This window comes from Arsenophonus nasoniae DSM 15247 (assembly GCF_000429565.1).
Classification (GTDB): Bacteria; Pseudomonadota; Gammaproteobacteria; order Enterobacterales; family Enterobacteriaceae; genus Arsenophonus; species Arsenophonus nasoniae.
Genome location: NZ_AUCC01000157.1, coordinates 1 through 3,291, shown reverse-complemented (window position 1 = coordinate 3,291; position 3,291 = coordinate 1). Strand labels below are relative to the sequence as shown.

Annotated in this window: 5 protein-coding genes; 2 read left to right on the top strand and 3 right to left on the bottom strand. The window is 32.7% G+C overall.

The genetic code is table 11. From position 1 onward, the window contains the following. Nucleotides 1-22: 22 nt before the first annotated feature. The gene (locus G468_RS0116640) at nucleotides 23-571 is read left to right on the top strand and encodes a ProQ/FINO family protein (protein ID WP_026823995.1); all 549 of its coding nucleotides are present in this window, start codon (nucleotides 23-25) and stop codon (nucleotides 569-571) included. Beyond that, entirely contained in the window at nucleotides 568-756 is a 189-nt protein-coding gene (locus tag G468_RS0116635) for a hypothetical protein (protein ID WP_026823994.1), read from the top strand. The genes G468_RS0116640 and G468_RS0116635 overlap by 4 nt, the downstream gene beginning before the upstream one ends. Before the next feature lie 406 nt (nucleotides 757-1,162). Here the strand turns inward: G468_RS0116635 and G468_RS0116625 are convergent, their stop codons facing one another. From G468_RS0116625 to G468_RS0116615, 3 genes are read right to left on the bottom strand one after another with little or no spacing between them, the layout of a single operon-like run. Further along, a complete protein-coding gene (locus G468_RS0116625; RefSeq protein WP_026823992.1) occupies nucleotides 1,163-1,723 on the bottom strand; it encodes a hypothetical protein in 561 nt (186 codons plus the stop codon). A gap of 10 nt (nucleotides 1,724-1,733) precedes the next feature. Next, nucleotides 1,734-2,444, bottom strand: coding sequence for a hypothetical protein (locus G468_RS22655; protein ID WP_051297176.1), 711 nt, complete (start codon nucleotides 2,442-2,444; stop codon nucleotides 1,734-1,736). Between the two features lie 13 nt (nucleotides 2,445-2,457). Continuing rightward, on the bottom strand, nucleotides 2,458-3,048 hold the full coding sequence (locus G468_RS0116615) for a hypothetical protein (RefSeq protein ID WP_026823991.1): 591 nt from the start codon (nucleotides 3,046-3,048) through the stop codon (nucleotides 2,458-2,460). Nucleotides 3,049-3,291 lie beyond the last annotated feature (243 nt).

The window sequence follows — 3,291 nt, the reverse complement described above, 5'->3', positions numbered from 1 at the left end:
CACCCTGTTTAAAGATTGAATCATGAAAGAACGCCAAAAATTAAGCCTCAATCGCCCTAGAAAGGCTTCACAGGAAGAACAGACTTCAAGTACCCCTGTTTACGGTAAAAAGGTCTGGGTGAATACTGCGCCCAAAAAACAGGCAAAAAAGCCTCATCCTCTCAAAGTAGCAAAACAACAACCCAAGAAACCTGTTGTTAAACCTAAACAGGAAATGAAGGTTAAAACATCAAAACCACCCACACCGCCCAAAAAGCGATTGCCGTTAGAGGAAGCGATTTCACAAATCAGCGTCTTTTGGCCTAATCTATTTCCTGAAAATCAATTGAGACCCATGAAAATTGGTATACAGCAAGATATGTGGCAAGAAGTGAAGGAAAAGTCATTACCGATAGCCAGAAAGCGTTTGAGAGCCTGTTTAGGGAGTATTGGTCATCACGCTGATTATCGTGCACTTATCCAGTTAGAGGCGTTTCGTTATGATAAAGACGGTCATATAGTCGGAGAGGTCACCGAAGCGGATGTTGAGGATAATTTGCAACGTCTGGCAAGGCGAAATAAAGATAAATGAAGGAATCTGAATTAATTGCTCATGCAGAAAATGCGACTCTGTGGAAAAAATATCCGGCACTAACAAATTGGGAAGTCCGTTTTTTAAATAACGTCATCACTTCATATCGGCAGTGGAATAACATTTCACCAAAACAAAAAGCCACTGCATTTAAAATCCTCCAAAGAGTAGGCGAAATAAAGTGATTTTTTTATTTAAAACTCTTAACGCTCTGAATAGAGAGCGTTAAGATGATAAGTCTTTTACTATGTATTTTTTTTACGTTCAAAATGAATTCTTTCATGAAAAAAATAATCACATATTTTATATGCAATACACCAAAATATAACAGTGATAACAACCCAAAATATCTTGGATATAAGATCATTGAACCCTAAAATTTCATAGGAATATCTACTGATATACCACCCAAAAAAAATAGGTAATAAGAACCCTATTATAATAAAAAATTTTGGGGTTCTGTAAGTTATTTCTGCTTGGCATCCTCTACAAACATTAGCGCCGAGAGGAATTTCACTACGACAATGAGGGCAAGTTATTAATTTTTCTTCGTTCATTTTTACCTACTTTTCTAGTCTATCTTATCCATTATCACCGCAAAAAATACATTGCCCCTATGCTGATGATGTTAATTGCAACCGTTACACCAATAATTATCCAAGCCGTTTGCCGTAAAGTGCTTTCATTTTCTCTTAAATGATTGCCAATATCGACTTCAATCGTTTTGAGTACATTTTCTTTTGCCTTGTTGAGATGATCCTGAAAGAGAGAAACTGATTCAAGCATTGATTTTGATAAGATGCTGAGAGAGGTTGAATTTTGATAGTCAATCTTCATGTCAATTTCTTTAGCTTTTTCTTCGATAGCTGCCCTTGACTCACTGGTAATAGCCCGTAAGTTTTCCACCTGTTGATCGAGATCGGTAGGGAGTTGATCGATAGCCAATTTGATGGCATCAATTTTTTTTGCAAATTCTTTTGTTGCTAACTCTATCTGTTGTTGTTGTGCATCATTGATGACAGTAGGGAGATCATGGATGTGACTTTCTATTTTATGAAATCCTTCAACAAGTCTTTCAAGTGCTGCTTTCCTTAATACATCGTCATCCTGTGCTGCTTTCCACGCTAAGTTAGAATCTTCAATTTTACTCATTTTTACCTCGTTAAATTAGATTTAATGCTTCAAATGCAGTTTGAAGATTTTTCTGGTAGGCTTCAAACCCAAGGCGGTAGAATTTCTGCAATTCTAACTCTATTTTTTCTTTTCCTATTTTACCTTTTAATTCTTCGTCAAATTCTGATGATGTTTTAAACTCCTTAACGGTATTGTAAGTTAATCTTGCTCTTTCCAGTGTTTTGAAAAGACTTGATTCAAATACAACAGGCAATACATCATTCAACTCAAAATTAATAACATTTAACATGTCACTGGTGTAAAGGATGTTAAATTGTTCTTTAATATCCCGTTTGCTATTTACACGATTTAAAATAACTCTCATTTTGTCATTTTCAACGCCTTGAGCATTAAGATCTGATATGGTTTTTATCGTATCTCGCTGCTGTTTTTCGTCCGGTGTAACGGGTATCAAGAAATAATCAATAAAATTGTGAGCACCTTCGAAATCTGTCTCAATTTTAGTTTTGAATGTGGCGATATTTGAAGCACCAACATCAACAATGACATCATCACTGGATAAAATTTTATTAAAAATCTTATCAAAATCCTCTGCACTTAACCTTTCACCTGTTGCTTCCCCATCAGTATTTAAAGTTTCAATTCTGAGGATATTATATTTAAGACGAGGATAAAGCATATGTTGGCAAATAGTCGATTTCCCAACGTTACCACTATTATTTAATACAACTAATCGCATAATGATATTCTCTCTATTTGTTTTTGTTCATTTCCCAGTTTTTTACAATTTCACTACATCGGGTATTAATTTCATCGATTAATGCTGATTTACTGCCTATCTGGATATTCCATGATTTATATTCTTCTAATGAGACTCCATGTTTTATTAAATTAAAAATGGCGACTTTCGGGATATTTAAGTTCTCCCATGCAATAAACATATCATCCGTAACTTTGATATAAGGAAATTCTTTAATTCCCATGAGTTCGTTAATATTTTGTCTATTATATTCTATTTTTTCCTGTTTTATTTCTTTTTTTTGTTGATTGTTGGCTGATATTTCCTTTTGTTTTAATTGCGTATTTTTTGAAAATTTTCGTATTTCATCGTTGATTGTTTTTTTATTTATTTCTCTACTTCTGAGATAGGAAAAAAAAGTATTTTTAGGAATAAAGAAATTACATTCATTGCTATTGATAATCGTGAGTACAGAATCCCACGTGTAACCTTCTTTTTTTAGTAAGATTAAGTCATCAATTATATAATCTAACACAGCTGTTTTTTTCTTCTTAAGCGAAGTATCACCCAAGAAATTACATATTTTTTTTCCAATAAAATGCATTATAACTACCTCTAGTTATTAACTTAACATAAAAATACACAAATGTAAAACAAAATGCAATATAAAATCACAGTAAAGAGCTTATAAAATGCTATTTTTATAATTATTTATTAATTGTAATTAAAATAAATTGAATGTTTTATACACATTATTTAAATAATAAAATACTAATTAAAACAAATTAATAGACAATCTGAACAATGGTTTTTATTTTTTTAGGCACGAGGGCGATTGTACACAAAC